Source organism: Rhizobium gallicum bv. gallicum R602sp (assembly GCF_000816845.1).
Classification (GTDB): Bacteria; Pseudomonadota; Alphaproteobacteria; order Rhizobiales; family Rhizobiaceae; genus Rhizobium; species Rhizobium gallicum.
In genome coordinates this window covers 3,899,850-3,925,262 of the sequence record NZ_CP006877.1, presented here as the reverse complement: position 1 = coordinate 3,925,262, position 25,413 = coordinate 3,899,850, and the positions used below count along the sequence as shown (strand labels likewise).

Sequence of the window (25,413 nt, the reverse complement as noted above, 5' to 3'; positions counted from 1 at the left end):
CGGCGCCTGTCCCCTCATGAGACATTTTTGCCTGGGCAGCATGGCGTCTGCCTTGCCGGGCTCCCCACGAGATTGCCGGCGAAAAAGGGCGGAGCAGCGAAGCGTCGCTGGCTAGTCATTGCCCGCACCCACTGGTAATTCCCGCGCGTTTCCGCCATATACAGCCGAAATGGACACGGGATGATCCTATGAGCGCAACGGTCGAATTCGCGAAGATGAACGGGCTTGGCAACAAGATCCTGGTCGTCGACATGCGCGGCCGCGCGGACAAGGTGACGCCTGCTGCGGCAATTGCGCTCAATGCCCATCCAGATACGGCCTTCGACCAGATCATGGCGATCCACGACCCGAGGGCTCAAGGCACCGATGCCTGGATCGATATCCTGAATTCCGATGGATCAAAGGCGCAAGCCTGCGGCAATGGCACGCGTTGCGTGGTGCAGGCTCTTGCCTCGGAAACCGGCAACAAGGTTTTCACTTTCCAGACGGTGGCAGGCATCCTCAATGCCGTCGAGCATGAGGACGGTACGATCTCGGTCGACATGGGCAAGCCTGTTTTCGACTGGGACAAGATCCCGCTTGCGGAAGAATTTCACGATACCAGCCGCATTGAACTCCAAATCGGTCCGATCGACAGCCCGGTCCTGCATTCGCCCTCCACCATGTCGATGGGCAACCCGCATGCCGTCTTCTGGGTCGACAGGGACGTGATGTCCTTTGACCTGGCGCGCTTTGGACCGTTGCTTGAGAATCACCCGATGTTTCCCGAGCGCGCAAATATTACGCTGGCGCAAATTACCTCGCCGGCATCGATCACGACACGGACATGGGAGCGCAGTGCGGGTTTGACGCTTGCCTGCGGTTCGGCTGCCTGCGCAACAGCAGTTTGCGCTGCCCGCACGGGCCGCACGGGCCGCAAGGTCGAGATTCATGTCGCCAGCGCCAAGCCGCCCGGCATATTGTCGATCGAATGGCGCGACCGCGACGACCACGTGATCATGACCGGCCCTGCCGAATGGGAATGGTCCGGAACGTTAGACCCCTCCACCGGTTCGTGGGCGCGCGATCAGGCGCAGGGGGCCGAGGCGCGGTGAGCGGCGTTGAGGTCATTACCTTCGGCTGCCGTCTCAACACCTACGAATCCGAAGTGATGCGGGCGGAGGCGGAAAAGGCCGGGCTCAACAACGCCATTTTGGTGAACACTTGCGCAGTCACAAGCGAGGCCGTGCGTCAGGCGCGGCAGGCCATCCGCCGCGCACGACGCGAGAACCCGCATGCGCGTATCATCGTGACGGGCTGCGCAGCCCAGAGCGAAAAGCAGACCTTCGCAGAAATGGCCGAGGTCGACGTCGTTCTCGGCAACGAAGAGAAGCTGATCACCGCTTCTTATCACGCCAGCGCCCTGCCCGATTTCGGAGTGGCCGCGGAAGAGAAGCTGCGTGTCAACGACATCATGAGTGTGCGCCAGACGGCGCCGCAGATGGTAAAGCACATCGACGGGCATGTGCGCGCCTTTATCCAGGTGCAGAACGGCTGCGACCATCGCTGTACCTTCTGCATCATCCCCTATGGCCGCGGCAATTCCCGCTCCGTGCCCATGGGCGCCGTGGTCGATCAGGCGCGCAACCTCATTGAAAACGGCTACCGAGAGATCGTGTTGACAGGCGTCGATGCCACCAGTTACGGCGCCGACCTGCCCGGCGAACCGACGCTCGGGCTGCTTGCCAAGACGCTTCTGAAACAGATACCTGACATCCGCCGACTGCGGCTGTCATCGATCGACAGCATCGAGGCGGACAAGCATTTGTTCGATCTGGTCGCCGATGAGCCGCGATTCATGCCGCACCTGCATCTTTCGCTGCAACATGGCGACGACATGATCCTGAAGCGCATGAAACGGCGACATTCGCGCGCTGATGCGCTGGCCTTCGTCGATCAGGTTCGCGGTCTGCGTCCAGAGATGTGTTTCGGCGCGGACATGATCGCCGGTTTCCCGACCGAGACCGAAGAGATGTTCGAAAATGCCGCCAGCCTGGCGGAAGAAGCGAAGATCGCTCACCTGCACGTCTTCCCTTACAGCCCTCGTCCAGGCACGCCGGCAGCCCGCATGCCGCAGCTCGACCGGTCGATCGTCAAGGATCGTGCGGTACGGCTTCGTGCTACTGGACATCAGCTTCATCAGTCCCATCTGGATCAGATGGTCGGAACGCGGCAATGCCTGCTGGTGGAAAACAACGGGCTTGCACATACCGAGAACTTCACGCTTGTCGCAGCCCCCGGTCTTCGCCCGCGTTCGTTCGTCGAGGCAACCATCACCGGCCATAATGGCAAACATCTCGACATGCAATTGACAACTGCCGACGCGGCCTGATTTCACGGAATTCCAATGGCGCTCAGTTTCATCAAAAAGGTCTTCACCTTCGGCAAGGAAAAGCCGGCGGAAGAGCAGGCGCCAGAGGCTCCAGAGACAAAAGTTCTCGAAGCCGAACTGGAGCCGCATTCGCGCGAGGAACACTTGCCGCTCGCAAGTGATCCCGTTTTATCGGAGGAGTTGGATACCCCGGGCGGCCCGGCTGCGGACGCTGTCGAGCCTTCCGAAGACGCCGAAGAGTCGGCGATCCTTCCGAGCGCCTACCAGATTGGCGATCTTGGAGTGATACCACTCTCGTTGCTGGAGGCTGAGGCTGAAGCCGAGCCAGAGACGTCAGCCCAAGACGCGCCCTTGGCGGAGACACCCCCCTCAGTCCCTTCGGGACATTTCCCCCACGAGGGGAAAGATCAGTTGGCCGACGAGGCGCCACTTTCCGACGCTTCTCGTGATGAAGTCACGGATATTCGTCCGGAGATTTCCGGGACGGCTGAGGGAGGGCAAAGCGCTCCTGCTCAACCAACCTCTCTCCTTGTAGGGGAGATGCCCGGCAAGGTGGAGGGGGATGCTCCTCGACCTGAAGCGGATGGCGAGCATGCTTCAAGGACGGAACCTGTCCTTCCCAAGGGCTTTGCAACCACTCCGAAAATCACCGAACCGGAGCCGATTGTTCCTGCGCCGAAACTCAGCTGGTTCCAGCGTCTGCGCGCCGGTCTCGCACGTACTTCGTCGCAACTCACGGGCCAGATTTCAGCGCTCTTCACCAAGCGCAAGCTGGACGACGACACCCTTCAGGATCTCGAAGACCTTCTGATACAGGCCGACCTCGGCGTCGAGACCGCCATGCGTGTCACCGATACGCTTGCTTCCGAGCGCTATGGCAAGGATGTGACCGGCGAGGATGTCAGCCGCATCATGGCGTCGGAAATTGCCAAAGTGCTGAAGCCGGTCGCAAGGCCCTTGCAGCTCGATCTCACCCACAAGCCGCATGTCATTCTCGTCGTCGGCGTCAACGGCACCGGCAAGACGACGACGATCGGCAAGCTGGCGTCGAAGCTTTCGGGTGCCGGGTTGAAGGTCATGGTGGCGGCGGGCGATACGTTCCGCGCCGCGGCGATCGAGCAGTTGAAGATCTGGGCCGATCGCACGAAGTCGGAATTCATCGGCACCAAGCTTGGCGCGGATGCCGCAGGTCTCGCCTACGACGCCTTCGAGCAGGCGAAGGCGAAAAAGTGCGACGTGCTGATCATCGATACCGCCGGCCGTTTGCAAAACAAGGCCGAGTTGATGGCGGAGCTTGAAAAGATCGTCCGCGTGCTCGGCAAGCTCGATCCCGACGCCCCGCATACGGTGCTGCAGACGCTGGATGCGACCACCGGCCAGAACGCTCTCAATCAGGTCGAAATCTTCCGCAATGTTGCGGGCGTCAACGGTCTGATCATGACCAAGCTCGATGGTACGGCAAGGGGCGGCATCCTCGTTGCGATCTCCGCCAAGCACAAGCTACCGGTCTATTTCATCGGCGTCGGCGAAGGCGTAGACGATCTGGAGCCGTTCGAGGCCGAGGATTTCGCTCAAGCCATTGCCGGGCTTGGGCAATGATGCCACAGATAAGCCGGAACAGCGCATAAGGCGCGCGAACGACGAACAGGTTTGACCAATACATGACCACTGAAAGCGATATTACCCCCAGCGCCGCCGACAGGCACCATCCGATGCTGAAGCTGGCGCTGGAACTCGGGCCGCTGCTGATCTTCTTCTTTGCCAATCTGCGCGGCGCCTGGCTGGTCGAAAGATTCCCTGCATTGTCCGAACTGGGCGGGCCGCTCTTCGTGGCGACGGGACTCTTCATGGCGGCGACGATCGTCTCGCTCGTCGTTTCCAAGCTCGTCCTTGGCCATCTGCCGGTCATGCCCTTCGTGTCGGGCATCGTCGTTTTGATCTTCGGTTCGCTGTCGATCTACCTGCAGAACGAAACCTTCATCAAAATGAAGCCGACGATTGTCAATACGCTGTTCGGTGTCGCGCTTCTGGGCGGGCTTGCCTTTGGTAGGTCGCTGCTCGGCTACGTCTTCAACGCGGCCTTTCAGCTCGACGCTGAAGGCTGGCGCAAGCTGACGGTCCGTTGGGGCGTTTTCTTCCTGTTCCTTGCCGTTCTGAACGAAGCCGTCTGGCGCAATTTTTCCGATGACTTCTGGGTGACCTTCAAGGTCTGGGGAACGATGCCGATCACCATCATCTTCACCATGGCGCAGATGCCGCTCATCCTGAAGCATTCGATAACTCCTGCAGGAGAGACCGAGAAGTGACGGCATTCAGTGCAGCGGAAAGAGCGAGACATCAGAATTTCTGGTTCGCGGCCTGCCTGGCGGTTTTGATCATCCAGATCGCTGCCGAGTACCTAATAGGCCGCACGCCGATCTGCACCTGCGGCTATGTCAAGCTGTGGGAAGGCGTCGTCAACTCGAGCGGCAATTCCCAGCATCTTTCGGACTGGTACACGCCGTCCCACATCATTCACGGCTTCCTGTTCTATGGGCTGGCGCATCTCGTAATGCGTAACAGGCCGATCGCCGTCCGCCTGCTTCTGGCGCTCGTCGTCGAATCCGGCTGGGAACTGCTCGAAAACTCGCCGATCATCATCGACCGCTACCGCGCGGCGACGATCTCCCTCGACTATTACGGCGATAGTATCCTGAACTCGGCCATGGACACAGTCTTCATGGTCGCCGGCTTCTTCTTCGCTGCCCGCGCTCCGATCGCGCTCACAGTCGCCATCGCGATCTTCTTCGAGATTTTCACGGGTTACATGATCCGTGACAACCTGACGCTTAACGTGCTGATGCTGATCTGGCCGGTCGAGGCGGTCAAGGCCTGGCAGAGTGCGGTTTAGGAAACCGGTTTCCCGAGCGCCTTTTCCATTGCCGGATAGAGGCCTTCCTTGAGGCTGACATCGTCGAAGGGGCCGACGCGTTTATAGAGGATCGTGCCGTCGGCGGCGACCAGGTAACTCTCCGGAATGCCATAGACGCCCCAGTCGATCGCCGCCTTGCCGTTCGGATCGACGCCGATTGCGGCATAGGGGTTTCCGAGCTCTCCAAGGAAACGCAGCGCGCTGTCGTTCTTGTCCTTGTAGTTGATCGCGACGATGTTGAGCCGGTTGTCCTTTGCCAGTTCCGTCAGGATTGGATGCTCTTCCCGGCAAGGAAGGCACCAGGAGGCAAAGACATTGACCAGCGTCAGCTTGCCCTTGATTGCGCTATCCGTCAGCGGCGGCAGATTGGACCCTTCGAGGGGTGCCAGGTTTAATTCTGGAGCTTTGGTGCCGATCAGCGCTGAAGGGATCTCGGAAATGTTCTTGCCGTGGAAATCCTGATCGTACAGCATCTTTGCTGCCGTCGCGGCAATGCCGCCGAAAACGACAAGCGGGATCAATGCCAGCGCATAACGGGCAAAGCCGCGTGGTTTTGGCCGATCTGCTTGCGGCGTGCTCATTCGCTATCCTTCGGACGCGCCGAACGGCGGCGGATACCGGAAGCTTGCAGGGCCGCCAGTTCCTTCTGCCGCGCGCGCCCGTCCACCCAGATCCACAGCGTCACGGCGATGGTGACGAAAGCGGCGAACCCGTAGGAACTGTAAACGTAAAAGGCGTGCGCCATCGCTCAATCCTCACGGCTTGCCATGCGCGCGGCAAGTCGGCGCTGGGCGGCAACGCGGCGCCGCCAGATTTCATTGCGCATCGCCATGATGTGCAGCGTGAAGAAGAGCAGCGTGAAGCCGATTGCCATCACGAAAAGCGGGCGCAGGAACTCCGGGTCGATCGCCGGGCCGGCGAGGCGCACGACGCTCGCAGGCTGGTGCAGCGTATTCCACCAGTCGACCGAGAACTTGATGATCGGAATATTGACGAATCCGACGAGGATCAGAACCGCGGTGACACGCGCGGCCCTTGACGGATCATCGATGGCGCGGTTCAGCGCAACCAGGCCGAGATACATCAGGAAGAGGATGAAGACGGACGTCAGCCGCGCGTCCCATACCCACCAGGTGCCCCACATGGGCTTGCCCCAGAGAGAACCGGTGACCAATGCAAGCAGCGTGAAGGCGGCGCCGAGCGGTGCGGCGGCCTTGGCGGAGACATCGGCCAGGGGATGGCGCCAGACGAGCGTGCCGATCGCCGAAATGCTCATCACGGTGTAGCACATCATCGAAAGCCAGGCCGAAGGCACATGGAGATACATGATGCGGACGGTTTCGCCCTGCTGGTAGTCGCCTTTCGTCGAGAAGCTGAGGTACAATCCGATGATGAGACAGATCGCCGTTGCCGCCGCCATCCACGGGATGATGCGCTGCGCCAGCGCCAGAAACCGCGTCGGATTGGCGAGATCGCTGATTTTGCTGATGGCAAGGCTTGTTTCGCTCATGAACGGTTCTTTACCTTGAACGCGGTGCTCCCGCAATTGATCGTGATCAAAGAGCCAATCAATCCGATGTGTTTCTAAGCGCAAGTGCTGCGCCTGCCGGACCGATGACGGCAAAAAACATCGTCAATGCGATCAGAATGAGGAAGGGCGGCAGGAAAGGTGCCGGATCTTCCACTGCCGCATAGGTGGCGCTGACGCCGAAGATAAGCACCGGAATGGTCAATGGCAGGACAAGGATCGAGACCAGCAGCCCGCCGCGCGGAAGGGCGACGGCGACAGCCGCGCCGACGGCGCCGATGAAGGTGATGGCGGGCGAGCCGGCCAAGAGCGTCAGCATCGTCGCACCGATCGCGACCTCGTCCATGTTCATGAAGAGACCAAGGAACGGGGAGGCAATCACCAATGGCAGGCTCGTCGCCGTCCAATGCGCGAAGCACTTGACAAGAACCGTCAGCACGAGCGGCGTTTCCTGCATCAACATCAAGTCCAGCGAACCGTCGTCGCGTTCGGCTTGGAAAAGCCGGTCAAGTCCCAGCAAAGCCGCAAGCAGTGCACCAATCCAGACGATGGCGGGGCCGATCCTGGAAAGCAGGTTCAGGTCCGGCCCGACGCCGAACGGGATGACAGCGACGACGGTGAGGAAAAACAGCACGCCGATCAAAGCGCCGCCGCCGGCGCGGATGGAGAGTTTCAGATCGCGGAAGAAGAGGGCGGTCATTTGAGGTGTCCCTTTTCGCGGATGCCCAAGGACCCCTCCCCAACCCTTCCCCACAAGAGGAAGAGGCTAACGTGCGGCGCTGTTTGCTGCCTGCAAATATCCGTTGCGCAAGCTGTAACGGTGTCCTTGTGTGCCACAAGCTTCATCAACCCCAAACTCCTCGATCCACACCCGCAAACCCCGTCATCTTCAATGCCCGGGCACTCTGAAGCCCGAGCGGCTGATGGGTCGCGGCGACAACGATGCCGCCCTTTCTGCGGTGGGCGTCGATGAGACCGGCAAACAAGCGGTCGGCGCTGGCATCGAGTGCTGCAGTTGGTTCGTCGAGAATCCAGACCGGGCGGTAGGCAACGAGCAGCTTGGCGAAGGCAAAGCGGCGTTGCTGGCCGGCGGAGAGATAACCGAAGGGAAGATGCGTAATGTCGGAAAGGCCGACGGCCTCGGCAGCGTCTTCGATCGACAGTTCCGAGGCGCCGAGGACGTCGCCGAGAAAGTTTTGCCAGAAGGCGAGATTTTCGGAAACGGTTAGCTCGCTTTTCATCGCATTGCGGTGGCCGAGATAGTGGCTGACCTCGCGCGGATTCCGCTCCGTTTCACCACGCGAATCAGTGAATTCAACTGTGCCCCTTTCAGGCCTTAAAAGACCCGCCAGGACGCGCAGCAAAGTCGACTTTCCCGATCCGTTTTTCCCAGTCAAAACCAGCGCTTCGCCTGCGTCGAGGCGAAAGGATACGTCTGCGAAAATCAGGTCTTCGCCCCGCCTGGCAGCGAGATTGGAGGCGTCGAGATGCATAGGTTTTCCGTTCAATAAGTTTTTAGTCACCGCGACGCAAAAAATGTCCCAAATGGGTCGAGCCCTCTCTGGCACCTTTCTTAGAAATTATCTATAAGACCCGCAACCACGCCAGCGGCCGGCGTGAATTTCATCCTTGCGCCGAACTTGGAGAAACCTCTCCACGTGCGGACAGCGGAAATGGCCGTACCCGCATCCTGATGTGCATTAGTGCATAGGCGTCCGCACGACTGTGTTGGCTATCAGAAACGGGGTCTCTCGTGTCTAAATCTCTTGACAGCTTCAATTGTCGCTCCACGCTTTCCGTGAACGGAAAGGACTACGTCTACTACAGCCTACCGAAGGCTGAAGCGAATGGTCTTAAGGGCGTGTCGAAGCTTCCCTATTCGATGAAGGTTCTGCTCGAGAACCTGCTGCGCTTCGAAGACGGCCAGTCGGTCACCAAGGAGCACATCCTCGCGGTCGCCGAATGGCTGAACAACAAGGGCTCCGTCGAAAACGAAATCGCCTATCGCCCGGCGCGCGTGCTGATGCAGGACTTTACTGGCGTTCCGGCGGTGGTCGACCTTGCTGCGATGCGCGACGCAATGGTCTCGCTCGGCGGCGATCCTGAAAAGATCAACCCGCTCGTGCCCGTCGACCTCGTCATCGACCATTCCGTCATCGTCGATGAATTCGGCACGCCGCAGGCCTTCGCCAAGAACGTCGAACTTGAATACCAGCGCAACGGCGAGCGCTACCGCTTCCTGAAGTGGGGCCAGCAGGCATTCAAGAATTTCCGCGTCGTTCCTCCCGGCACCGGCATCTGTCACCAGGTCAATCTCGAATATCTCGGCCAGACCGTGTGGACGAAGGATGAGGACGGTGAGACGATCGCCTATCCGGACACCTGCGTCGGTACCGACTCGCACACGACGATGATCAACGGCCTCGGCGTTCTGGGCTGGGGCGTCGGCGGTATCGAAGCAGAAGCCGCCATGCTCGGCCAGCCGGTCTCGATGCTCCTGCCGGAAGTCATCGGCTTCAAGCTCACCGGCAAGCTCAAGGAAGGCGTCACGGCGACGGACCTCGTTCTGACCGTCGTACAGATGCTGCGCAAGAAGGGCGTCGTTTCGAAGTTCGTCGAGTTCTTCGGCCCCGGCATGGACAACATGCCGCTCGCCGATCGCGCGACGATCGGCAACATGGGTCCGGAATACGGCGCGACCTGTGGCTTCTTCCCGGTCGACGGCGAAACCGTCAACTACCTCACCATGTCCGGCCGTACCCATGACCGGATCGCGCTCGTCGAAGCCTATTCGAAGGCGCAAGGCATGTGGCGCGAAGGCGATGGTTCCGACCTCGTCTTCACCGACACGCTGGAACTCGACCTCGGCGACGTCGTGCCGTCGATGGCAGGTCCGAAGCGTCCTGAGGGCCGCATCGCGCTCGAAGACATCGCGTCCGGTTTCGCCACGTCGATGGACGCTGACTACAAGAAGCCCGGCCAGCTTTCGAACCGTTATGCGGTCGAAGGTACGGACTTCGATCTCGGCCATGGCGACGTTGCCATTGCCGCCATCACATCCTGCACCAATACCTCCAACCCGTCGGTTCTGATTGCTGCCGGCCTGCTCGCCCGCAACGCCGTTGCCAAGGGGCTGAAGACCAAGCCCTGGGTCAAGACTTCGTTAGCGCCTGGATCGCAGGTCGTCGGCGAATATCTTGCCAAGTCCGGCCTGCAGGCCGACCTGGACAAGCTTGGCTTCAACCTCGTCGGCTTCGGCTGCACGACCTGCATCGGCAATTCCGGCCCGCTGCCGGGGCCGGTCTCGAAGACGATCAACGACAAGGGCCTCATCGTTTCGGGCGTACTTTCGGGCAACCGCAACTTCGAAGGCCGTATCTCGCCGGATGTCCAGGCGAACTATCTGGCATCCCCGCCGCTCGTCGTTGCCTACGCGCTCGCCGGCACTGTCCAGAAGGACCTGACCAAGGAGCCGATCGGCGAAGACCAGAACGGCAAGCCGGTCTATCTCAAGGACATCTGGCCGACCTCGAAGGAAGTTCAGGAGTTCATCCTCAAGTACGTCACCCGCGAACTTTACGAAACGAAGTATGCGGATGTCTTCAAGGGTGATGAAAACTGGCAGTCCGTCCAGGTTCCTCCGGGGCAGACTTACGCCTGGGACGACGACTCGACCTACGTCCAGAACCCGCCTTACTTCGTCGGCATGGGTAAGAAGGGCAGCGGCACCTCGGACATCAAGGGCGCCCGCGTCCTAGGCCTGTTCGGCGACAAGATCACCACCGACCACATTTCTCCGGCCGGTTCGATCAAGGCTGCGTCGCCGGCCGGTTCTTATCTGCTCGAGCACAATGTCGGGGTCGCGGACTTCAACCAGTACGGCACGCGCCGCGGTAACCATGAAGTGATGATGCGCGGCACCTTCGCCAACATCCGCATCCGCAACCACATGCTCGGCCCGAACGGCAAGGAAGGCGGCTACACGATCCACTATCCGTCGAAGGAAGAGGAATCGATCTACGACGCCGCCATGAAGTACAAGGCAGAGGGCGTTCCGCTCGTTATCTTCGCCGGTGTCGAATACGGCAACGGTTCGTCGCGCGACTGGGCGGCGAAAGGTACCAACCTGCTCGGCGTCAAGGCCGTTATCGCGCAGTCCTTCGAGCGTATCCACCGCTCGAACCTGGTCGGCATGGGTGTCATCCCCTTCGTCTTCGAAGACGGCACGACCTGGCAGAGCCTTGGCCTGAAAGGTGACGAGACCGTTACCATCGAGGACCTGGAAAACATCAAGCCGCGCGAGAAGAAGATCGCCAAGATCACCTACAGCGACGGCACGGTGAAGGAGGTTCCCCTCTTGTCGCGCGTCGATACGCTCGACGAAGTGATCTACCTCAACAACGGGGGCATCCTGCAGACGGTTCTGCGCGATCTCGCTGCCTGATTGTTAAGAAAGATGCCAGATAATGGCCGCCGAAGAGCAATCTCCGGCGGTTTTTCTTTGCGGGTTTCAATCTCACGCCGATGTGTTCTAGCAGCGATGCCGACGGGCGGCGTCTCACCCCTTCGTGACTTCCCGTTTGCAGCCGGAAGGATTATCTCTACGGGCGTAAGTCAGGGCCTGCGGTTTTCGGTCTGCTGCGCGTCTCTGGAAAAAGAGGTTGGAATGTCGCCGCGCTTTTTGATTTCGCTGGTCGCCGGTATGGTGCTTACAGCGCCGCTTCATGCCGAAGATGGCAAACTGAAAGGCGTCGTTGAACTCTTCACCTCGCAGGGATGCTCGTCCTGTCCTCCCGCCGATGCAGCCTTCCGGAAGCTGGTTGGCCAGGGCGATGTCATCGCACTCGCCTATCATGTGGACTACTGGAATTATCTTGGGTGGACGGACACGCTCAGTTCGAAGGAAAACACTGAGCGCCAATATGGCTATGCGCGGATGATGGGCCGTAGCAACGTCTACACACCGCAGGTCGTGGTGAACGGCCGCGATCACCTGACTGGCTCGGACCTTTCCGCCATCTATGGCAAGATCGATACATTTTCGACGGAAGGCAAAGGCTTGACCGTGCCCGTGGACGCGAAGCTGCGCGGCGACGAGCTCGAGATCAAGATCGGTGCCGGCGAAGGCAAGGCCAATGTCGTGCTCGTCTATTTCGACAAGGAAAAGACGATCGACGTCGAAAAGGGCGAAAACAGCGGCAAGAAGATTTCCTATCTCAACAGCGTCAGCGATATCGAAACAGTCGGCATGTGGGATGGCAAGGCGGCAAGCCTGACGCTGCCCGCAAGCGTTCTGCAGAAGCCAGGACTGGAGGGTTGCGCCATCCTGCTGCAGGCGACCACAACGGACGGCGATCCGGCTGCGATCGTCGGCGCAACAATCGTCATGGCAGGCAAGAATATCTGATCGATTTACCGCTTCGAGGCGTATGGAACGAGGCGGCCCGGCTGATCGTATTCGGGGCTGGGGTTAAGGTCGATACGCTCAGCCGGGCCCTTTGGCGCGCTGGCGCCAAATCGGTGAGCGAACTTCCTCCGGAAATGAGGCGCTGTTTTGACTGAAATGCGGCGCTTGGGAGATTGCATAGCATATGTTTAATGTGATGGTAGCTGCACTTGCAATTTGATGTGGCTCGGGCAAACTGTCGTTCTCCTGTCATAAGTGGAGGCTTGGGAGACTGATGACAGATCAGCCGGATTTGCGGCATGGCGACGCCCGTTCCGCCAGTAGTAGTTCCTCGGTCGTCGTCGATTTAAAAGAGTACAAGCAAAGCAAGGACCCGCCGCCGGTGACCTTTCATCGTCGCGAGTTGGATGCGATTTTATGGATCTACGGAAGGATGGTTGGCGAAGGCGAGTGGAAAGATTACGCAATCGGCCACCTGAAGGAGAAGGCGGTCTTCGCCGTGTTCAAACGTTCGGGCGAGACGCCGCTTTTCCGCATCGAGAAAGACCCAAGGCTCGCCGCCAAGCAGGGCGCCTATTGCGTGATCAATGCAAACGGCATGATCCTCAAGCGCGGCCATGACCTGCAGCAGGTGCTAAAGGTCTTCAACAAGGTTCTCAAACTCGTCGAGACGTGACGGCGTCAACCCTCAAACAGCGTGCCGGGATAGACCGACGGATTTGGATCGCTGTCTTTGCCATCGCCGAGCGGCCGCTGCATGATCATCGTGTCGAGCCAGCGGCCGTGTTTGTAGCCGGTACCCTTCAGGAGGCCGGTCTCTTCGAAACCCAATGCGCGATGAAGCGCGATCGAAGCCGGATGGGCACCGCCGATGATGGCTACCATCTGGCGGAAGCCGAGTTCCGTGCAGCGTGAAATCAGCGCTGTTAGCAGTGCCCGGCCAATGCCAAGGCCGCGCGCTGTAGGCGCGAGATAGATTGAATCCTCGACAGTCCAGCGATAGGCAGGCCGAGTGCGGAAGGCGGAAGCATAAGCATAGCCGATCAGGGCTCCATTCTCATCAACCGCCGCGATATAGGGATATCCAAGACTGGTATTTGCGGAGAAACGAGAGGCCATTTCGGATTGCGAAGGCGGGATGATCTCGTAGCTCGCGACGCCGTTGAGGACTGATTCGCGATAGATTTCCGAGATTGCGGGGAGGTCGGAAGGAGTGGCGTCACGAAGAAAGAAAGGCATTGGATCGGCCGGTCATTGATGAGTGCCCTTAAAAAACACTCCATCGCGCAACGTGCAATAAAAAAGGCGGCCGGAGCCGCCTTTTTGCTGATTCTGTCCATTTACCTGCGGTTGCCGAGGAACTGCAACAGGAACATGAAGAGGTTGATGAAGTCGAGATAGAGCGTCAGCGCGCCTATGATCGCCTTCCGGCCGGCGACGGCAACGTCATCTGCTTCGAAGTACATTTCCTTGATTCGCTGCGTATCGTAGGCAGTAAGGCCTGCGAAGATCAGGACGCCGATCACTGAGATCGCGAACTGCATCGCGGAGGAGGCCAGGAAAATGTTGACGAGCGAAGCGATGATCAGGCCGAAGAGGCCCATGATCAGGAACGAGCCCATCGCCGACAGGTCACGCTTTGTCGAGTAGCCGTAGAGCGACAGTGCGCCGAAGGAGGCTGCCGTGATGAAGAACGTCTGAACGACGCTCTCGCCCGTGTAGATAAGCAGCAGCGACGAGAGAGACAATCCGACCAGCGCGGCATAGACCCAGAAGGTCGTCTGCGCTGCGGAAACGCTCATGCGGCCGATCCGGAAGCTTAAGAAAAACACCAGAGCCAGCGGAGCGAAGATCACGACCCACTTCAGCGGGCTCACATAGATCGCCTGGCCGAAGGCGGTCAATTGACCATCGGCAAAAGCGAGCTGGAATGACAGAAATGCCGCTACACCCGTGATCGCCAGACCCAGCGCCATCAGGTTGTAGACCTTGAGCATATAGGAGCGCAGGCCCTGATCGATCATCTCGCCAGTTTGTGCGCGGCTTTGGTAGTTACGAAGGTCAGCCATAGTTTCCTCTTAAAAGCTCCGATGGGTATACGGTGTCGGGCTATACGACCCGGGCGCCGCTGCGGAGCTCCAGCATGCCTACCGGTAATATGAGCCTTTCACCTTTTGCAAACAAGGCCCTTGCAACCCGCGATCGGGTTAAATCGCCGTAAGGTGAAGGGATTTTATCAGCCGCAGATTCATAGTTCGCGCAAAACGGGTGCTGCCTTCTGGCCAAGAATGCGCCAGGTGCCGATGAGTCCGATGCCGACTGTCAGGACCAGCGCGGTGACCAGCGTGAGGCCGGCGACATCGGGCAGGAAGGTCGAAGGCATCCGCATGATGCGGCTGACGATGAACCAGGCAGCAGCGCCGCCGGCGATCAACGCAAAGACCGCTGTTGCAACCCCCAGGATCAGATATTCGTAGCTGAAGGCGCGGATGAGCATTGCCCGCGTCGCCCCAAGCGTCTTCAGGACGACGGCGTCGTGTGTTCGGGCCCGGTTGCCGGCGGCAAGCGCGCCGGCAAGCACGAGAACGGAGGAGATGAGCGCAACGGAGGCCGCGGCGCGGATCGCGGTTGCGAGCTGCGCGACCAGCGTATTGACAATATCGATAGCGTCCTTGACGCGCACGCTGGTGATCGTCGGATACGTATTGGTCACGGATTTCAGGATAGCCGCTTCTACGGCCGGGCTCGCCGAGGGATCGGTCAGCGTTGCCAGCCAAGCATGCGGAGCGCCGCGGAAGGTATTCGGCGAGAAGACCATGACGAAATTGATCGATAGCGATTCCCACTCGACTTTCCGCAGGTTCGCGATCCTGGCCGTCAGGTTGCGGCCGAGCACATTCACAGTGACGGTATCGCCGATTTTGAGGCCAAGTTCCCTGGCTTCTTCCGAGGAGAAGGAGACCAGCGGTTCGCCGCTGTAGTCCTGTGGCCACCAGCTTCCCTCTGTCAGCGAGGCGTTTTCCGGTACCGTCTGGGAATAGGTGATGCCGCGGTCGCCGCGCAGCACCCATTGGCCGCCGGGCGGCACCTGGATCTTGGTCACGTCCTTGCCGTTCAGCGCCAGGATGCGGCCCCGCAGCATCGGCACTTCCACGAGCTTGCCTTCCGGCGCCTGCCGGCTGATCAGATTTCGGAAGTTTTCGACCTCGGCGCTCTGAATGTCGACGAAGAAGAAATTCGGCGCGCCGTTTGCCATGCGGCCGGTCAATTGTCGGCGCAGGTTGCCGTCGATGAGCGTCAAGGTGACCAATAGCGCGAGGCCGAGGCCGAGCGAGAGGACGACGGACGGCGTCAGTGCGCCAGGGCGATGGATGTTGCCGATTGCAAGCCGGAGCGCTGGTGAATTGACACGCGGGCTGCGCCTGGCGAGCCAGGCGATCAGTGCTGCAACGGCGCGCAAGATGACGAAGGCAAAGACAATCGCGCCGACGAAGATGACGGCGATGTATCGGTCATAGGCGGTAACGATCGCAAGACCGGCAAGCGCAGCCATGAAGAGAGCGGCCAGCAAGATGTAAGGCAACGAGGGCAGGCGGCGTGCCTCGAAACCCTGTTCTCGGAAGAGCGCAGTTGCAGGCACTTCCCGGGCATGGCCGAGCGGCATGATAGCGAAGGCGAGCGTCGTCAGGATGCCGAAGAGTGCGGCTAGTAGCAGCGCGTCCGGGTAGAGCGTCGGTTCGGTGGAGACCGGCAGGAATTGTGCCAGGAATTGCGCGGCAAGCATCGGCGACAAGGCGCCGATGACGAGGCCGACCATGATGCCGGCGAATGCGATGATCGCAATCTGGAAGAGATAAACGAGGACGACGACGCCAGCAGGTGCCCCCAGGCATTTGAACGTCGCGATCGTCGTGCGCTTCGCATCCAGAAAGGCCCGCACGGCGTTGGCGACGCCGACACCGCCGACGATGAGTGCGGTAAGGCCGACGAGCGTCAGGAATTGCGAGAAGCGGGTAATATTTTCGGTGAGAGACGGGGCCGCGCGGTCGCTGGTTCGGATCGACCAGCCCGCCGATGGGAACTCCCTGGTGGCGCGGTCGCGCACGCTTCCGCGCTCGGAGCGGGCATCGAGCCTGATCTTGTAGACATGCTCGACGAGGCTGCCGGTCTGGATCAGTCCGGAAGCAACGAGCGCCTGGCGGCTGACCACCAGCCGTGGCGCAAATCCGAAACCTTCTGAAAGCGCGTCCGGCTCGGTCTTCACCGTGCCGGTGATGCTGAGGGTGGCATTGCCGAGCAGTATCTCGTCGCCGACTGCAAGACCGAGCCGCTCCAGCAGGAGAGGTGCTGCAACGGCGCCATAGGTTCCGTTCTGATCCGAAAGCAGAGCCGAAAGGGGGTAATCCGGTTCGGCCGTGAATTTGCCATAGAGCGGATAGGCATCATCCACCGACTTGACCTCAACGAGCGCTTGATCCGACCCATCTGGCTTTCGTGCCATGGAACGAAGACCGGTTGAGATGGAAACCTGGCCGAGGCCGCGCAGGAAATTCATCTCCGGCTGGGTTGCTTCACGGTTGTTCAGCTCGAAGCGGACGTCACCGGCGAGCAGTTCCTGGCCCTGGGAGGCGATCGAGTCGGTGATCGACTGCGAGATGGAATTGACGGCGGCGATCGCACCGGTGCCGAGTGCGATACAGGCAAGGAAGATGTAAAAGCCCCTGAAACCGCCGCGCAGTTCGCGAAGGGCAAGGCGGAAGGCAAGTGCGGTGCGCGGGGCGACGAGCTTCATGCGATGGCCGCTTCGGAATGGCGCGACGCGCTATCGCCTTCGATCTTGCCGGAACGGACTTTGATCTGCCGCGAGCAGCGATTGGCAAGCGAGACGTCATGCGTGACGAGCAGCAGTGTCATGCCGCGTTCGGCCTGCTTGGAAAAGAGCAGATCGGCGATCTGGCGGCCGGTATCGGTGTCGAGATTACCGGTCGGTTCGTCGGCGATGAGGAGGGCTGGCGAAGGCGCAAGAGCGCGCGCAATGGCGACGCGCTGCTGTTCGCCGCCCGAAAGCTGGCCCGGGTAGTGACGAAGCCGCTCGCCGAGCCCGACCGATTTCAACTCGCGACGGGCGATGTCGAAGGGGTTTTGCACGTTTGCGAGTTCAAGCGGGACTGCGACGTTTTCAAGTGCCGTCATATTGGCGATCAGATGGAACGACTGGAAGACGATGCCGATATTGCGGCCACGGAAATCGGCGACCTGATCTTCGCTGAGGGCGTGCAACGGCGTGTCGTTTATATTGATCTCGCCGCTATCGAGCCTCTCAAGGCCGGCGAGGACCATCAGCAGCGTGGACTTTCCCGAGCCGGACGGACCGACGATGCCGACCGACTCGCCGGCGGCGACCGAAAGGTCGATACCCTTCAAGACATGAACGGAGGCTGCCGCATTGCCCAGCGTCAAATCTGCCTGCTTGAGCTCGATGATGGTTTTTGCCAAAAGAAAATCGCCCTATATGAATTGCAAAGACCTTGCCAATCTAGGGAAAGCAGCATGAGATTTAAAGTTGCCGCGCTTCACATCGCTGTCATTGCCGCTTCGTTGATTTTCGGGACGAGTGCCAATGCTGCGACGATCAACCTTGTCGGCTTCGGCGACAGCCTGATGGCAGGCTACCAATTGCCGCCCGGCGACGGCTTTCCGGAGAAGCTGCAAGCGGCCTTGAAGGCCAAAGGCGTCGATGTTTCGATCGGCAATGCCGGCGTTTCCGGGGACACGACGACCGGTGGGCTGGCGCGAATCGATTGGTCGGTCCCCGATGGCACCAACGGCGTCATCTTGGAGCTTGGGGCCAACGACGCGTTGCGCGGTATTGCCCCGGAAGAGAGCGAAAAGAACTTGGACGCGATGATTGCCCGGCTAAAGGATCGCGGCATCGCCGTGCTGCTCGTGGGCATGATGGCGCCACCGAACATGGGTGGGGACTATGCTGCGCGTTTCAATCCAATCTACCAAAAACTCGCGGAAAAACATCGGGTTCCGCTTTATCCTTTTTTCCTTGACGGTGTCGTGATGGACACCAGTTTGAAGCTGGACGATGGAATGCATCCGAACGCCAAGGGCATTGATGTCATGGTTCAGAAGATGGAACCGGCTGTCACGGAATTCATCGGGACGATTTCTACTGTGAAGAAATAGGGGCTTGCGCGGGTGGCGAATGCGTGATTCCGTGTGAGCACGTGCAAAAGATTCGGGGAGTGCTCGTCATGCCGAGACTGTTTACCGCCCTCGAAATTCCGCGCAATGCGGCGATGAGCCTTTCATTGCTGCGCGGTGGTCTTCCCGGTGCAAGATGGATCGATGTGGAGAACTACCACATCACGCTGCGCTTCATCGGCGATGTCGATGGACGCACTGCTGACGAGATCGTTGAGCGCCTGGACCGGATCGATCGGCCCGAATTTCAGATCCGCCTTGACGGCATAGGCTCTTTCGGCTCGAAGAAGCCGCATTCCGTCTGGGCAGGCGTCTCGCCCTCGCCGGAAATGTATGCGCTACAGGCTGAACTCGAGCGCATCTGCCAGCGGATCGGCCTGCCGCCGGATCCCCGAAAATTTACCCCGCATGTGACGCTGGCGCGGATGAAGTCCTCGCGCGTCGATGACGTCGTCCACTACCTTTCCAGCCGAGGCAATTTCCAGACATCGTCCTTCACCGTTCCACGCTTCGTGCTGCTTTCTTCGCGCGAATCGGTCGGTGGCGGGCCCTATCTGACGGAAGAAGTGTTCCCGCTGAGCGAGGCTTGGTCGGCGCCGAACTTGTCCACCAATGCGATGCAGCCGGTCAAAAGCCTCGTATAGATCAATTCGAAGCCTTCCGGGCCACCAAAGTAGGGGTCCGGAATATCTTCGCCAGTCTGAAGCGCGGTATCACCGAAAAGCGTTATGTTGCCTGCGCCGGGCGCCATCGCGCGAAGCTCGGCAATATTGGCGCGGTCCATCGCGAGGACAAGATCGAACTCTTCCAAATCCTCAAGGCGCACACGGCGGGCACGTTGCCCTGTAATGTCGATGCCGTGGGCTCGTGCGATTGCGATCGAGCGTCTATCGGGCTGTTTGCCTTGATGCCAGCCGCCGGTACCTGCTGAATCGATCTTGAACCGATCGGCAAGACCGCTCTCCCTTGCAATATGAGCGAAAACGCCTTCGGCGAGCGGAGAGCGGCAGATATTGCCCATGCAAACAAAGAGAATGCTGACGCGTTTCATGAAAGAGACCTGACTGAAGAGATGGAGCACGATGACATGAAACAGGAGAAACTGGAACGGAGCGCGATCGACAGCCAGCTTGCCGGATTGGCGGGTTGGTCTTTGGATGATGGTTGGACATCGATCTCGAAAACCTTCAAATTCGCAAGCTTCGTCGAAGCCTTCGGCTTCATGACGAAGGCGGCGCTTGTGGCAGAAAAGCTCAACCACCATCCGGAATGGTTCAATGTCTATTCCAGGGTCGAGGTGAAGCTGAACACGCATGATGCAGGTGGATTGACCGAACTCGACTTCAAGCTTGCCAAGGCAATGGACAAGGCCGCCGGGCAGATTGATTGAATCTGTTAAAGCCATCACCATATCTTCGCATGCACCAAAGGGAAAACGGGAATGGACGAGGTCAAATTCGGTGAAATCCTGCTGCCCGGGGACGAAGATACCCAGAGCCGGCGGGAGAAGGCTGTGCGCAAAAAGTTCTGGCCGACCTTCAAGCGGGCAGTGCGGCAGGTTCCGTTTTCACGAGATCTTGTCGCAGGCTTCTATTGCGCGCTCGATCCGGAAACGCCGACGCGCGTGCGCGGCATCCTGCTTGCGGCTCTCGCCTATTTCATCCTGCCTTTCGACATGGTCCCGGACCTCTTTATGCTGATCGGCTTTTCGGACGATATTGCGGTGCTCTCGGCGGCTTTCGCAATGGTCAGCAGCCATATGAAAGCGAAACATTACGAGGCGGCCGATCGCGCGCTTGCCGATCAGCCGGAAGGCATGAAAACGATCTAGGCCGGTTCGGCTCCCAGCAGGTTTGGGCAGGCAATTCTTTGACGGATTTCCAATGTCTTAATGACCCTGCAACGGAATTTTGGAAGGTCAAACTCTTGCCTGAATCTTTATGTCTTAAATCTCCTCGAAGGGATGGCATCACGCCGTCAGGGCAGAATATCGTCGCGGAGCGCAATCGCGTCATACGTTAACATTCAGGCCGGAATGACACACGTGGAGACAATTCGCAGGCTCCGTTGACGCTTTGGTAACCTGAATCAAGTCAAAATAAAGCAGATCGTGACGAAGACGCCGCTCGCTCCGACAGGGCGCTGAATCGCAAGAACCGGCAGGAAATCCATGTTTGTAAAAAGTATCGTATCCGCTCTCGCACTCGTTCTCATCACGGCCGGAGCTGCAGGAGCACAGCAGACTGCTGCTGCGCCGACACGCATCCAGCAATTCCAGGCCTGGGGCGCCTACTCCTATAAGCAGGGCACCGGCAATGTTTGCTATGTGCTGTCCGTGCCGACCGAAAAGAAGCCGGCTGGCATTGACCACGGCGACAACTTCTTCATCGTCTCGCAGCGTCCTGGCCAGAACATCTCCTATGAGCCGCAGGCGATGATGGGTTATACGGTCAAGGACGGTTCGAAGATCGAAGTCGTCATCGACAACAAGACCTTCGTCATGTTCACCAAGGATAAAGCCGGCTGGGTCGAGAACGCCGCGCAGGAACCCGCGCTTGTGGCAGCCATGAAGGGCGGCAAGTCGATGACGGTCAATGCGACGTCCCGCCGAGGCACTGCCACATCCTACAGCTACTCGCTCTCCGGTATCTCCGCTTCGCTGAAGCAGATCGAAAGCTGCAAGTAAGCCACCTTGCTCTGTCTTGAAGTTCAAGGGCCGGCCTTGCGCCGGCCTTTGGCGTTTCCATCTATAGTGACGCGCGGCGAAAATGATGATAAAGCCGCGCGCAACTGCGGAAAGATCGCGGCATATGCTGCTGCTCCGTCATTCGAATTTCTGCCAACTGCCGATGCCGCCCGCCAAGTCTTCCGGCTTACCGGGATGAGCGCAGTTTGATTTCGGGATAAGAGACCATGTCCGTCATGGATGCCGTGACCATCACCAAGCCTGCCGGGCAGCCGCGCACAGAGCTTTCGCCGAAGCCCTCGCTGATAGGCTTGAGCCGCGAGGAATTGGGTAATGCTCTTCGCGAGAGGGGCGTTGCCGACAAACAGGTGAAGATGCGCGTCAGCCAGCTCTGGAACTGGATTTATGTGCGCGGCATCTCCGATTTCGATCAGATGGTGAATATCGCCAAGGACATGCGAGAAATGCTGAAGCAGCATTTCACCATTGCGCGCCCGGAGATTGTTGAAGAGCAGGTTTCCAATGACGGCACCCGCAAGTGGCTGCTGCGCTTTCCGCCGCGCGGCGCCGGTCGTCCCGTCGAAGTTGAAACCGTCTATATCCCCGAAGAAGGTCGCGGCACGCTCTGCATCTCCAGCCAGGTCGGCTGTTCCCTCACCTGTTCCTTCTGCCATACCGGTACGCAGCGGCTGGTGCGTAACCTGACAGCGGAAGAAATCCTCTCGCAGCTCCTGCTTGCCCGCGACCGGCTTGGCGATTTCCCGGACCGCGATATTCCCCTCGGCGCCATGGTGCCGTCGGAAGGCCGCAAGGTGAGCAACATCGTCATGATGGGAATGGGCGAGCCGCTCTACAATTTCGATGCGGTCAAGCAGGCACTGCTGATCGCCACGGATGGCGACGGGCTTTCGCTGTCGAAGCGCCGCGTCACGCTTTCTACCTCCGGCGTCGTGCCCGAGATTTTCCGCACTGGAGACGAGATCGGCGTCATGCTGGCAATCTCGCTGCATGCCGTGCGCGACGACCTGCGCGACATTCTCGTACCGATCAACAAGAAGTATCCGCTAAAGGAGCTGATCGAGGCCTGCCGGGCCTATCCAGGGCTTTCGAATGCGCGCCGCATCACCTTCGAATATGTGATGCTGAAGGACGTCAACGACAGTTTGGAAGATGCAAAGGGGCTGATCCAGCTCCTGAAAGGCGTGCCTGCCAAGATCAACCTGATCCCGTTCAATCCCTGGCCGGGCACGAACTACCAGTGTTCTGACTGGGCGCAGATCGAGAAATTTGCCGATTTCATCAATTCGGCAGGTTACGCCTCGCCAATCCGTACGCCGCGCGGCCGCGACATTCTCGCCGCTTGCGGCCAGCTGAAATCGGAATCCGAGCGCATGCGCAAGACCGAACGCCTGGCATTCGAGGCGATGATGATCGCCAATCACGGCGTGGACGACTGATCAGCAAGTTTGATCCTTGCAGCAGTTCTTTGCGATTGATTGCGGCGCGGGGTTTTCCTAGAAGCCCATCATTACCGATGGAGGTTTCTCATGCGTTTGATCTCGCTCGCCGTCGCGGCGGTTCTTGCCCTTACCTTGCCTGCCAAGGCTGATGGCGTCACGGTCGCTGTGACGGCCATCGTCGAGCACCCGGCTCTCGATGCCGTGCGCAAGGGCGTCCAAGATACGCTTGCCGCGGCAGGCTATAAGGAAGGTGAAAATCTCACGTTCCGCTTTGAATCCGCACAGGGAAATCCTGCCACCGCCGCGCAGATCGCCCGCCAGTTCGCAGGCGAGGATCCGAACGTCATCGTGCCGATCTCCACGCCGTCGGCGCAGGCTGTGGTTTCTGCGACCCGCGACATTCCAGTGGTCTTCACTGCCGTTTCCGATCCGCTCGGCGCCCAGCTCGTCAAGGATATGGACAAGCCCGGCGGCAACGTCACCGGCCTTTCCGACATGTCGCCGGTTGCCGAACATGTTGCGCTGATCAAGGAGATCCTGCCTGCCGCCAAGACGATCGGTTACCTTTACAATTCCGGGGAAGCCAATTCCGTGTCGTTGCTTGCGGCCTTGAAGGCTGAGGCGGAAAAGGCCGGTATGGGCGTTGTTGAGTCCGCAGCGACGAAGTCTGCGGAAGTCCAGGGTGCTGCGCGCGCGCTGGTCGGCCGTGCCGATGCGATCTACGTCCCGACCGACAACACGATCATCTCGGCTTTGGAGGGTGCCGTAGCCGTTGCCGAAGAAAGCAAGCTGCCGCTCTTTACGGCGGATACGGATTCCGTCTCACGCGGCTCGATTGCAGCGCTCGGTTTCAACTATTACGACGTTGGCAAGCAGACCGGCGACGTCGTGGTTCGTGTCCTGAAGGGCGAAAAGCCGGGTGATATTCCGGTCAAGGTTGCCGCCGGCAGCGATCTCATCATCAACACCGCCGCGGCTCAGAAGATGGGCGTTAAGCTACCGGAAAGCGTTCTCAAACGCGCCAATCGCGTCATCGAATAAGCACCAGCTTTCGCCATTATCGATATTGCGCTCGGCCGCTCCTGTTTCTAAACGGGAGCGGCTGATGATATTCATGCCTGACGATTGACGGGCAAAACGAAGAAAAGAGGGTCGACCGCCTTGAGTGAGATCGCATTTTGGGGTGCCGTGGAGCTTGGGCTTGTCTACGCCTTCGTTGCTCTTGGCGTTTATCTCGCCTTCCGCGTCCTCGATTTCCCCGATTTGACAGTTGATGGCTCCTTTCCCCTCGGCGCGGCGGTGACAGCGGTTCTGATCATTGCCGGCGTCAATTCTTGGCTGGCAGCGCTGGTTGCGATGATCGCCGGTGCTGCGGCCGGCGTAGTGACGGCACTCCTCAATGTGCGCTTTCGGATTCTCAACCTGCTTGCCTCGATCCTCACCATGATTGCGCTCTTCTCGGTCAATCTGCGCGTCATGGGCAAACCCAATGTCGCGTTGATCAATGCCGACACGATGATCAGTCCGTTCTTCGGTCATGGCCTTCGCGACTTCTACGTCCGGCCGCTTTTTGTCGGCGTTCTCGTCGTCATCGCGTTGATCGCAGTCTGGCGCTTCCTCGAAAGCGATGCCGGGCTTGCGATGCGGGCAACGGGTGCAAATGCGCGGATGGCGCGGGCGCAGGGCGTCGACACCAGCAGGCAGATCTATCTTGGCATGGCGATGTCGAATGCTCTTGTTGCGCTCGGCGGCGCGCTCTTTGCGCAGACGAACGGTTTTGCCGATGTGACGTCCGGTGTCGGTACCATCGTGGTCGGCCTTGCCGCCGTGATCATCGGTGAAACCCTGCTGGGCCGCCGCGGGTTGTTGATTGCGCTCATCGGCTGTGTCTTCGGCTCGATCATCTACCGCATAGCCATTCAATTGGCGCTTTCCACCGACATGATCGGTCTCCAAGCTTCCGACCTTAATTTCGTGACGGCCGTTCTCGTGACCATCGCGCTCATTCTTCCCCGACTTCGCCGCGGAGGAGCCCCAACATGATCAGCATCGAGGATATCAAGGTCGTTTTCGGCAAGGGCACGCCGCTGGAGAAGCGGGCGCTAAGCGGCGTCAGCCTCACCATCGAGCAGGGCTCCTTCGTGACCGTCATCGGCTCCAATGGTGCGGGTAAATCGACGCTGCTCGGTGTTCTCGCCGGCGACGTTCTGGCAAGCGAGGGGAAGGTGCTGATCGGCGATACCGACGTGACGCGCAAACAGACGGCTGCGCGGGCGGGGCTTGTCGCACGCGTCTTTCAGGATCCACTGACCGGAAGCTGCGGCTCCCTGTCGATTGAGGAGAATCTTGCTCTTGCCGCTCGGCGCGGCGAGCGGCGCGGATTGGTGGCGGCCCTCGGCCCCAAGCGCCGCGATCTTTTCCGCGACCGGATCAGCGAACTGAACCTCGGTCTCGAAAATCGTATGGCTGATCGCATGGATCTGCTTTCCGGCGGCCAGCGGCAGGCGGTTTCCCTGGTCATGGCGACGCTGGCAGGCTCGGAGGTCTTGCTGCTCGACGAACATACGGCCGCACTTGATCCAGGCATGGCGGAATTTGTCATGGGCCTCACGGACAAGATCGTCTCAGAGCGCAAGCTGACCACGCTGATGGTGACCCATTCCATGCGCCAGGCGCTGGACTACGGACACCGCACGGTCATGCTGCATGGCGGCGAGATCGTGCTGGACGTCAGCGGCGACAGTCGCAAGGATCTGCAAGTCGAAGACCTGATCGCGATGTTCCGCAAGATGCGCGGACAGACCCTGGACGATGATGCACTGCTGATCGGCTGAGCG

The 25,413-nt window shown here is 59.7% G+C and carries 27 protein-coding genes; 17 read left to right on the top strand and 10 right to left on the bottom strand.

Translation table 11 applies throughout. The features are described 5' to 3' along the window. Nucleotides 1–188 precede the first annotated feature (188 nt). The 5 genes from dapF to RGR602_RS19175 all read left to right on the top strand — a co-directional run bounded on the left by dapF (nucleotide 189) and on the right by RGR602_RS19175 (nucleotide 5,261). Complete coding sequence (dapF, locus tag RGR602_RS19195) at nucleotides 189–1,094, top strand: diaminopimelate epimerase (RefSeq protein ID WP_039846404.1); 906 nt, start codon at nucleotides 189–191, stop codon at nucleotides 1,092–1,094. Continuing rightward, on the top strand, nucleotides 1,091–2,371 hold the full coding sequence (mtaB, locus tag RGR602_RS19190; protein WP_039846403.1) for a tRNA (N(6)-L-threonylcarbamoyladenosine(37)-C(2))-methylthiotransferase MtaB: 1,281 nt from the start codon (nucleotides 1,091–1,093) through the stop codon (nucleotides 2,369–2,371). Before dapF ends, mtaB begins: the two co-directional genes overlap by 4 nt. Before the next feature lie 15 nt (nucleotides 2,372–2,386). Then, nucleotides 2,387–3,970, top strand: coding sequence for a signal recognition particle-docking protein FtsY (gene ftsY / locus RGR602_RS19185; protein WP_039846402.1), 1,584 nt, complete (start codon nucleotides 2,387–2,389; stop codon nucleotides 3,968–3,970). Between the two features lie 62 nt (nucleotides 3,971–4,032). Then, nucleotides 4,033–4,677 (top strand): septation protein A, encoded by a 645-nt coding sequence (locus RGR602_RS19180; RefSeq protein ID WP_039846401.1) that lies wholly within the window; start codon nucleotides 4,033–4,035, stop codon nucleotides 4,675–4,677. Continuing rightward, a complete protein-coding gene (locus RGR602_RS19175; protein WP_039846400.1) occupies nucleotides 4,674–5,261 on the top strand; it encodes a DUF2585 domain-containing protein in 588 nt (195 codons plus the stop codon). Before RGR602_RS19180 ends, RGR602_RS19175 begins: the two co-directional genes overlap by 4 nt. Here RGR602_RS19175 and RGR602_RS19170 read toward each other — a convergent pair. The 5 genes from RGR602_RS19170 to ccmA form a co-directional block, all read right to left on the bottom strand. After that, on the bottom strand, nucleotides 5,258–5,863 hold the full coding sequence (locus tag RGR602_RS19170) for a DsbE family thiol:disulfide interchange protein (RefSeq protein ID WP_039846399.1): 606 nt from the start codon (nucleotides 5,861–5,863) through the stop codon (nucleotides 5,258–5,260). The genes RGR602_RS19175 and RGR602_RS19170 overlap by 4 nt on opposite strands. Next, on the bottom strand, nucleotides 5,860–6,027 hold the full coding sequence (ccmD, locus tag RGR602_RS19165) for a heme exporter protein CcmD (protein ID WP_039846398.1): 168 nt from the start codon (nucleotides 6,025–6,027) through the stop codon (nucleotides 5,860–5,862). The genes RGR602_RS19170 and ccmD overlap by 4 nt, the downstream gene beginning before the upstream one ends. 3 nt (nucleotides 6,028–6,030) lie before the next feature. Next, nucleotides 6,031–6,792: a heme ABC transporter permease gene (locus tag RGR602_RS19160; RefSeq protein WP_039846397.1), complete on the bottom strand. Its 762-nt coding sequence runs from the start codon at nucleotides 6,790–6,792 to the stop codon at nucleotides 6,031–6,033. Nucleotides 6,793–6,850: 58 nt separating this feature from the next. After that, nucleotides 6,851–7,510, bottom strand: a complete 660-nt coding sequence (gene ccmB / locus RGR602_RS19155; RefSeq protein WP_039846396.1) for a heme exporter protein CcmB — start codon at nucleotides 7,508–7,510, stop codon at nucleotides 6,851–6,853. A gap of 145 nt (nucleotides 7,511–7,655) precedes the next feature. Then, on the bottom strand, nucleotides 7,656–8,303 hold the full coding sequence (gene ccmA, locus RGR602_RS19150; RefSeq protein WP_039846395.1) for a heme ABC exporter ATP-binding protein CcmA: 648 nt from the start codon (nucleotides 8,301–8,303) through the stop codon (nucleotides 7,656–7,658). Between the two features lie 260 nt (nucleotides 8,304–8,563). Here ccmA and acnA point away from each other — a divergent pair, with 260 nt between their 5' ends. The 3 genes from acnA (at nucleotide 8,564) to RGR602_RS19135 (ending at nucleotide 12,893) form a co-directional block, all read left to right on the top strand. Next, nucleotides 8,564–11,254, top strand: coding sequence for an aconitate hydratase AcnA (gene acnA / locus RGR602_RS19145; RefSeq protein ID WP_039846394.1), 2,691 nt, complete (start codon nucleotides 8,564–8,566; stop codon nucleotides 11,252–11,254). 222 nt (nucleotides 11,255–11,476) lie between these two features. Beyond that, the gene (locus RGR602_RS19140; RefSeq protein ID WP_039846393.1) at nucleotides 11,477–12,217 is read left to right on the top strand and encodes a DUF1223 domain-containing protein; all 741 of its coding nucleotides are present in this window, start codon (nucleotides 11,477–11,479) and stop codon (nucleotides 12,215–12,217) included. Between the two features lie 274 nt (nucleotides 12,218–12,491). Next, entirely contained in the window at nucleotides 12,492–12,893 is a 402-nt protein-coding gene (locus RGR602_RS19135; RefSeq protein WP_039846392.1) for a DUF2794 domain-containing protein, read from the top strand. 5 nt (nucleotides 12,894–12,898) lie between these two features. On the opposite strand, the gene RGR602_RS19130 is transcribed toward RGR602_RS19135, so the two are convergent. From RGR602_RS19130 to RGR602_RS19115, 4 genes are all read right to left on the bottom strand, one after another. Beyond that, nucleotides 12,899–13,456, bottom strand: coding sequence for a GNAT family N-acetyltransferase (locus RGR602_RS19130; protein ID WP_039846391.1), 558 nt, complete (start codon nucleotides 13,454–13,456; stop codon nucleotides 12,899–12,901). Nucleotides 13,457–13,557: 101 nt separating this feature from the next. Next, on the bottom strand, nucleotides 13,558–14,286 hold the full coding sequence (locus RGR602_RS19125) for a Bax inhibitor-1/YccA family protein (protein ID WP_022717367.1): 729 nt from the start codon (nucleotides 14,284–14,286) through the stop codon (nucleotides 13,558–13,560). Between the two features lie 179 nt (nucleotides 14,287–14,465). After that, on the bottom strand, nucleotides 14,466–17,009 hold the full coding sequence (locus RGR602_RS19120; protein ID WP_039846390.1) for an ABC transporter permease: 2,544 nt from the start codon (nucleotides 17,007–17,009) through the stop codon (nucleotides 14,466–14,468). Continuing rightward, complete coding sequence (locus tag RGR602_RS19115) at nucleotides 17,006–17,713, bottom strand: ABC transporter ATP-binding protein (RefSeq protein WP_039846389.1); 708 nt, start codon at nucleotides 17,711–17,713, stop codon at nucleotides 17,006–17,008. The genes RGR602_RS19120 and RGR602_RS19115 overlap by 4 nt, the downstream gene beginning before the upstream one ends. A 54-nt stretch (nucleotides 17,714–17,767) precedes the next feature. Between RGR602_RS19115 and RGR602_RS19110 the strand changes: the two genes are divergently transcribed. After that, nucleotides 17,768–18,412 carry an arylesterase gene (locus RGR602_RS19110; RefSeq protein ID WP_039846388.1) on the top strand — a complete coding sequence of 215 codons (645 nt, stop codon included), beginning with the start codon at nucleotides 17,768–17,770 and terminating at the stop codon, nucleotides 18,410–18,412. 68 nt (nucleotides 18,413–18,480) lie between these two features. Then, the gene (thpR, locus tag RGR602_RS19105; protein WP_039846387.1) at nucleotides 18,481–19,074 is read left to right on the top strand and encodes an RNA 2',3'-cyclic phosphodiesterase; all 594 of its coding nucleotides are present in this window, start codon (nucleotides 18,481–18,483) and stop codon (nucleotides 19,072–19,074) included. Here the strand turns inward: thpR and RGR602_RS19100 are convergent. Next, complete coding sequence (locus RGR602_RS19100; protein WP_039846386.1) at nucleotides 18,981–19,481, bottom strand: low molecular weight protein-tyrosine-phosphatase; 501 nt, start codon at nucleotides 19,479–19,481, stop codon at nucleotides 18,981–18,983. The genes thpR and RGR602_RS19100 overlap by 94 nt on opposite strands. 36 nt (nucleotides 19,482–19,517) lie before the next feature. On the opposite strand from RGR602_RS19100, the gene RGR602_RS19095 reads away from it, so the two are divergent. From RGR602_RS19095 to RGR602_RS19065, 7 genes are all read left to right on the top strand, one after another. Further along, nucleotides 19,518–19,820 carry a 4a-hydroxytetrahydrobiopterin dehydratase gene (locus RGR602_RS19095; RefSeq protein WP_039847032.1) on the top strand — a complete coding sequence of 101 codons (303 nt, stop codon included), beginning with the start codon at nucleotides 19,518–19,520 and terminating at the stop codon, nucleotides 19,818–19,820. Between the two features lie 51 nt (nucleotides 19,821–19,871). After that, the gene (locus tag RGR602_RS19090) at nucleotides 19,872–20,261 is read left to right on the top strand and encodes a YkvA family protein (protein ID WP_039846385.1); all 390 of its coding nucleotides are present in this window, start codon (nucleotides 19,872–19,874) and stop codon (nucleotides 20,259–20,261) included. 339 nt (nucleotides 20,262–20,600) lie between these two features. Continuing rightward, nucleotides 20,601–21,116: an invasion associated locus B family protein gene (locus RGR602_RS19085; protein WP_039846384.1), complete on the top strand. Its 516-nt coding sequence runs from the start codon at nucleotides 20,601–20,603 to the stop codon at nucleotides 21,114–21,116. Between the two features lie 227 nt (nucleotides 21,117–21,343). Continuing rightward, complete coding sequence (gene rlmN / locus RGR602_RS19080) at nucleotides 21,344–22,573, top strand: 23S rRNA (adenine(2503)-C(2))-methyltransferase RlmN (protein WP_039846383.1); 1,230 nt, start codon at nucleotides 21,344–21,346, stop codon at nucleotides 22,571–22,573. Nucleotides 22,574–22,663: 90 nt separating this feature from the next. After that, nucleotides 22,664–23,617, top strand: a complete 954-nt coding sequence (locus RGR602_RS19075; RefSeq protein ID WP_039846382.1) for an ABC transporter substrate-binding protein — start codon at nucleotides 22,664–22,666, stop codon at nucleotides 23,615–23,617. Nucleotides 23,618–23,737: 120 nt separating this feature from the next. Then, nucleotides 23,738–24,619 carry an ABC transporter permease gene (locus RGR602_RS19070; protein WP_039846381.1) on the top strand — a complete coding sequence of 294 codons (882 nt, stop codon included), beginning with the start codon at nucleotides 23,738–23,740 and terminating at the stop codon, nucleotides 24,617–24,619. Beyond that, entirely contained in the window at nucleotides 24,616–25,410 is a 795-nt protein-coding gene (locus tag RGR602_RS19065) for an ABC transporter ATP-binding protein (protein WP_039846380.1), read from the top strand. The genes RGR602_RS19070 and RGR602_RS19065 overlap by 4 nt, the downstream gene beginning before the upstream one ends. Nucleotides 25,411–25,413 lie beyond the last annotated feature (3 nt).

Bases quoted from the DNA above. Each gene is read 5' to 3' on its own strand.
- ccmB (WP_039846396.1), bottom strand. From the start codon at position 7,510: ATGACCGCCCTCTTCTTCCGCGATCTGAAACTCTCCATCCGCGCCGGC.
- ftsY (WP_039846402.1), top strand. From the start codon at position 2,387: ATGGCGCTCAGTTTCATCAAAAAGGTCTTCACCTTCGGCAAGGAAAAG.
- RGR602_RS19095 (WP_039847032.1), top strand. From the start codon at position 19,518: ATGAAACAGGAGAAACTGGAACGGAGCGCGATCGACAGCCAGCTTGCC.
- ccmD (WP_039846398.1), bottom strand. From the start codon at position 6,027: ATGGCGCACGCCTTTTACGTTTACAGTTCCTACGGGTTCGCCGCTTTC.
- RGR602_RS19140 (WP_039846393.1), top strand. From the start codon at position 11,477: ATGTCGCCGCGCTTTTTGATTTCGCTGGTCGCCGGTATGGTGCTTACA.
- RGR602_RS19090 (WP_039846385.1), top strand. From the start codon at position 19,872: ATGGACGAGGTCAAATTCGGTGAAATCCTGCTGCCCGGGGACGAAGAT.
- RGR602_RS19170 (WP_039846399.1), bottom strand. From the start codon at position 5,863: ATGAGCACGCCGCAAGCAGATCGGCCAAAACCACGCGGCTTTGCCCGT.
- dapF (WP_039846404.1), top strand. From the start codon at position 189: ATGAGCGCAACGGTCGAATTCGCGAAGATGAACGGGCTTGGCAACAAG.
- RGR602_RS19110 (WP_039846388.1), top strand. From the start codon at position 17,768: ATGAGATTTAAAGTTGCCGCGCTTCACATCGCTGTCATTGCCGCTTCG.
- RGR602_RS19160 (WP_039846397.1), bottom strand. From the start codon at position 6,792: ATGAGCGAAACAAGCCTTGCCATCAGCAAAATCAGCGATCTCGCCAAT.
- RGR602_RS19100 (WP_039846386.1), bottom strand. From the start codon at position 19,481: ATGAAACGCGTCAGCATTCTCTTTGTTTGCATGGGCAATATCTGCCGC.
- thpR (WP_039846387.1), top strand. From the start codon at position 18,481: ATGCCGAGACTGTTTACCGCCCTCGAAATTCCGCGCAATGCGGCGATG.
- rlmN (WP_039846383.1), top strand. From the start codon at position 21,344: ATGTCCGTCATGGATGCCGTGACCATCACCAAGCCTGCCGGGCAGCCG.
- ccmA (WP_039846395.1), bottom strand. From the start codon at position 8,303: ATGCATCTCGACGCCTCCAATCTCGCTGCCAGGCGGGGCGAAGACCTG.
- RGR602_RS19120 (WP_039846390.1), bottom strand. From the start codon at position 17,009: ATGAAGCTCGTCGCCCCGCGCACCGCACTTGCCTTCCGCCTTGCCCTT.
- RGR602_RS19075 (WP_039846382.1), top strand. From the start codon at position 22,664: ATGCGTTTGATCTCGCTCGCCGTCGCGGCGGTTCTTGCCCTTACCTTG.
- RGR602_RS19085 (WP_039846384.1), top strand. From the start codon at position 20,601: ATGTTTGTAAAAAGTATCGTATCCGCTCTCGCACTCGTTCTCATCACG.
- RGR602_RS19130 (WP_039846391.1), bottom strand. From the start codon at position 13,456: ATGCCTTTCTTTCTTCGTGACGCCACTCCTTCCGACCTCCCCGCAATC.
- RGR602_RS19065 (WP_039846380.1), top strand. From the start codon at position 24,616: ATGATCAGCATCGAGGATATCAAGGTCGTTTTCGGCAAGGGCACGCCG.
- RGR602_RS19135 (WP_039846392.1), top strand. From the start codon at position 12,492: ATGACAGATCAGCCGGATTTGCGGCATGGCGACGCCCGTTCCGCCAGT.
- RGR602_RS19125 (WP_022717367.1), bottom strand. From the start codon at position 14,286: ATGGCTGACCTTCGTAACTACCAAAGCCGCGCACAAACTGGCGAGATG.
- RGR602_RS19180 (WP_039846401.1), top strand. From the start codon at position 4,033: ATGACCACTGAAAGCGATATTACCCCCAGCGCCGCCGACAGGCACCAT.